This window comes from Bradyrhizobium sp. 142 (assembly GCF_023074015.1).
Lineage (GTDB): Bacteria > Pseudomonadota > Alphaproteobacteria > Rhizobiales > Xanthobacteraceae > Bradyrhizobium.
In genome coordinates, this window is record NZ_JADPKQ010000156.1 from 1 (window position 1) to 678 (window position 678).

The following is a 678-nucleotide window of genomic DNA, read 5'->3' on the forward strand; positions in this document are numbered from 1 at the left end:
CGGATGTCCGGCTTGAAGTTGCATTGCGCGGGTCTTGTTGGCCACCAGGGCTGGGCGCGCCCACAGGTAATCTTCGCCCTTCGTCAACAAATGCCAGCAAAGCACGGTGAGCTTCCGGGCCACGGCCACCGCGGCGATCTGATGGCCGCGCCGGGCGCGGATGCGCACGAAAAACGCATGCAGCGGACCGGGCGCCTTGGCCGCTGCCCAGGCCGCCTCGACCAGCATGGCGCGCGCGTGACTGCGGCCGATCTTGCTGATGCGGCCGTGATGGGCGGCGCCCAGTCCGGACTGCCGCACCCGCGGGTTCAGCCCAAAATAGCTCACCAGCTTCTGCGGGCTGTTGAACCGGCTGATGTCGCCGATCGCCGCCATGATGCCCGGCAGCGACCGCCAAGTTGACGCCGGTGATCGTCATCAATCTGTTCACCGCGGAATTGTCGATGGCGTCCTGCGCGATCTCGCGGTCGAGCAGGGCCAGATCTTCCGCCAGCCGGTCAAGCTCGCGGACGTGCCGATCGATCGCCGCGCGCTCATCGTCCGGCAACGGTTGGGCGGCCAACCACGCCCGGCCGCGGCCGTTGAAAAGATCGGCATGCGGGCACTTCGGGATCAGGTGCGCGTGCAGGATTGAATGCACCTCGTTCTTGAGCCGCGTGCGATGTCGCACGACCTGGT

Annotated in this window: 1 pseudogene; it reads right to left on the reverse strand. The window is 67.0% G+C overall.

The annotated features are described in order from the left end of the window. Positions 1-678, reverse strand: a pseudogene (locus IVA82_RS14740) (IS110 family transposase); the annotation flags it as partial.